The organism is Shigella sp. FC1967 (genome assembly GCF_001743005.1).
In the GTDB taxonomy this organism is placed as follows: domain Bacteria; phylum Pseudomonadota; class Gammaproteobacteria; order Enterobacterales; family Enterobacteriaceae; genus Proteus.
Window position 1 is genome coordinate 1 of record NZ_MIIZ01000773.1, and the last position, 3,463, is coordinate 3,463.

The window sequence follows — 3,463 nt, forward strand, 5'->3', positions numbered from 1 at the left end:
CACTATTTTTGTTCCTCTATTTTCTTATTTATTTCTTTTTGCATATCGATCTTATGCATCTTCTATATCAATTTTCGTGTTAGCTCAAAGTCATCAATAAAAGAATGTCTTTTTTATAAAATCATTCCAATCAATACGGTTCTACCTAGCGTTTTTTTAAACTCAAAACCACCTTATTTGATTTAAAAACTATAAATTAGTTATTTTTTAACCACTTTAAACTATTATTTTCACTTTTTTTTACTTTACAAAGTTCATCACCCTCGATATTATCCTTTCCGTTCTCACGAGAACTCGCTTCCTCCATAGTTCAGTCGGTAGAACGGCGGACTGTTAATCCGTATGTCACTGGTTCAAGTCCAGTTGGAGGAGCCAAATTTAGAAAAGCCCGCACTATTATTGTGCGGGCTTTTTACATTCTGCCCTTTCTATTGCCAATACCGTCCTTATTTTCTATCCATTTTCTTTTTCAGATCCTAGTCTTGTCTGAAATACGTTATCGCTTTATTTTTAGTTTTATTTTCTGTATTCAGTATGAAAAACAACTCGTTAAAAATGCACATTAACTCATTATTAGGTTATCTGTTTTAGAAATGCGCAATATGTTGATTATCTATGCACTTAAACAAATATCGTCGATTGCCCTTTGACATATCAAATCCCCCGCTATATGATACGTGCCACTTAATGATGTTCCTCCATAGTTCAGTCGGTAGAACGGCGGACTGTTAATCCGTATGTCACTGGTTCGAGTCCAGTTGGAGGAGCCATTTCTTTTGTGTCACCCTCATAACCTTTTGATTTTATTCTCTGTTTTACCTTACACAATTCCAAAAACATAATAAAAAAAAGTGATTAAAAGGTAGCTATTTAATCGTTTTCGTATTAGCATTCATTTCCGGCTTGACTATCCAGTCCAATCCAATCCTTGATCTTTCGATTTTCCTAAGACACACGGAGCCGGTATATGACCACTGCACAACCTATCCCCCTCACTATTCGCCGTCCTGATGATTGGCATGTTCACTTTCGTGATGATGACATGCTAAAAACCGTTGTTCCTTATACTAGTCGCTATTTTGGCAGAGCTATTGTCATGCCAAATCTTGTTCCACCCGTTACAACGATTGAAGCGGCTCGTACTTACCGTGATCGTATCAAAGCCGCTATTCCTGCTGGAGACAACTTCGAACCCTTAATGACCTGTTATTTAACAGATAGCACACTGCCTTCAGAAGTCGAACAAGGTTTCTTACAAGGTGTTTTTACTGCTTGTAAACTCTATCCAGCAAATGCAACAACTAACTCAAGTCATGGTGTATCCGATATCACAAAGATTTACCCTATCTTAAGTGTGATGGAAAAAATTGGTATGCCATTACTGATCCACGGCGAAGTGACTGCTTCAAGTATTGATATTTTTGATAGAGAAGCACGTTTCATTGATAGCGTTATGTCTCCTGTACGCAAGCAATTTCCTGAGCTAAAGATTGTTTTTGAACACATTACAACTAAAGAAGCTGCTCAGTATGTATTAGAAGGAAATGAATTTCTCGGTGCCACCATTACACCGCAACATTTAATGTTTAACCGTAATCATATGCTGGTGGGTGGTGTTAAACCTCACCTATATTGCTTACCTATTCTTAAACGTAATGTTCACCAAGAGGCTTTAAGAGACGCGGTTGCATCAGGAAATTCTCGCTTTTTCTTAGGCACTGATTCCGCACCTCACTTACAACACCGCAAAGAATCCTCTTGTGGTTGTGCTGGCGTATTTAATGCACCAACTGCACTGGCAGCCTATGCAACCGTCTTTAAAGAACTCAATGCATTACAACACTTTGAAGCCTTCTGTTCTCTAAATGGTCCTCGTTTCTATGGTTTACCTGTTAATGAAGGAACCATCACATTAACTGAAAAAACTATCGAAGCCCCTGCGCAAATCCTTTGTGGTAATGAAGCACTTATTCCCTTCTTAGCAAACGAAAATATTCATTGGGATATCTCTGTTAATTAATTCTTCCCCTTGATATTTATCTAAAATGCACCATATAACATTTGTTCGACTGTGAATGGTGCATTACTCTTTTATCAGAGTCAGCACACATTTTTTGTTATAATAAAAATTTATCTTTTTTATCACGATAAATCTCGTATACTGAAAAGTAACCACTTTATGTGGATGCTTCTCTCTTAGTCAAAACCGGTTGTATGATTAGGAGGTATTATGAGTAGAAAAAACGAAGTTATTCAGACACATCCTGTTGTAGGCTGGGACATCAGTACCGTTGACATCTACGATGCCATGATGTTACGTTTACATTATCTTCCTGAAAACGAACATCATCCAGAAAACGCAGTTGTAGATAAGACACTTTGGCTCACAACAGACATAGCTAAACAGTTGATTCATATTCTTCAAGCAGGTATTGATAAAATTGAATCATCTGAAGATTCTGTTTCAGACAACACCAAGCATTGATACAAAGATTTAGAAAAGATAGAGAACGCAAAGCAGGAGTACTTGGTACTCCTTGTTCTCATTTTATTTTTCTATGATCCACCATCACATATTAATTATATCCATATAAACCCACGATTACTGCATAAAAATAATTAGTCATACTAATAAATGAACGCCTATTTAATGGAAAAATAATCATAATTATTTTATTCGATATATCTTCAAAAAAAAAAAACATATAAGCCGAATTGACATAAAATAAGGTTATCTTTATTTTAATAAATTAAAACGGCTACAAACAAGGAAGTTATTTGTGAAAGTATTAATTATTGACGAATGTTTTTTTTACTCGTAATGGTATAAAACATTATTTTTCGAAGAAAAAATGTAAGACATGAAATAATTGACATATCATCTATACAAGAAGCCAATAATTATATTAATTATTCAATGCCAGATATTATATTTATTGATCTCACAAAATATTGTCGCGAAATAGCGCATTGTCCACATTTACAACTTTTCTTTATTTCAACAAAAAGCTGTCGCCTTTATCTTTACATCGATGCTAACTACCCTGACAAAGAAAGACCTATCGCATTGACAAATAACTGTTTTATCCTTCCCAAAAAGATACTTCCTTGGGTGCTTGAAAAAACATCTTTGTTCACTTCTCGGTGCCAAGTTTTCTTTCCTACCTATAAGCATTCATTATGTTCTATTTTTTAGTTTCACAAGAACAAAAAAATCATTAATTATTGGATGGATGAAATCCCTAATCATCAAATTGCTAAAAAAATTGTCTATTAGCAATAGTACAGTATATTCACACAAAAGACATATTACCGAAAAGATTAATGTAAAAAATCGAATTGAATTATTTTTCATATATAATATTTTAAAATACATATATGAGAAATAACCCTATAACATTCCGATTATCAAATAAAAAAGAAAAAAGGAGTCCAATTCCCATTATTACTCACTGTAATTTAG

Annotated in this window: 3 protein-coding genes and 2 tRNA genes; all 5 read left to right on the forward strand. The window is 34.3% G+C overall.

The features are described 5' to 3' along the window. The first annotated feature begins 299 nt into the window (after positions 1-299). Positions 300-375 (forward strand) — tRNA-Asn (locus tag BHE89_RS12600). A 319-nt stretch (positions 376-694) separates the two neighbouring features. Continuing rightward, a tRNA-Asn gene (locus BHE89_RS12605) sits at positions 695-770 on the forward strand. A gap of 197 nt (positions 771-967) precedes the next feature. Further along, positions 968-2,020, forward strand: coding sequence for a dihydroorotase (pyrC, locus tag BHE89_RS12610; protein ID WP_069367447.1), 1,053 nt, complete (start codon positions 968-970; stop codon positions 2,018-2,020). A 210-nt stretch (positions 2,021-2,230) separates the two neighbouring features. Beyond that, positions 2,231-2,485 (forward strand): biofilm formation regulator BssS, encoded by a 255-nt coding sequence (bssS, locus tag BHE89_RS12615; protein ID WP_064720401.1) that lies wholly within the window; start codon positions 2,231-2,233, stop codon positions 2,483-2,485. A gap of 748 nt (positions 2,486-3,233) precedes the next feature. Beyond that, positions 3,234-3,389 (forward strand): LuxR C-terminal-related transcriptional regulator, encoded by a 156-nt coding sequence (locus BHE89_RS25685; RefSeq protein ID WP_286146104.1) that lies wholly within the window; start codon positions 3,234-3,236, stop codon positions 3,387-3,389. Positions 3,390-3,463 lie beyond the last annotated feature (74 nt).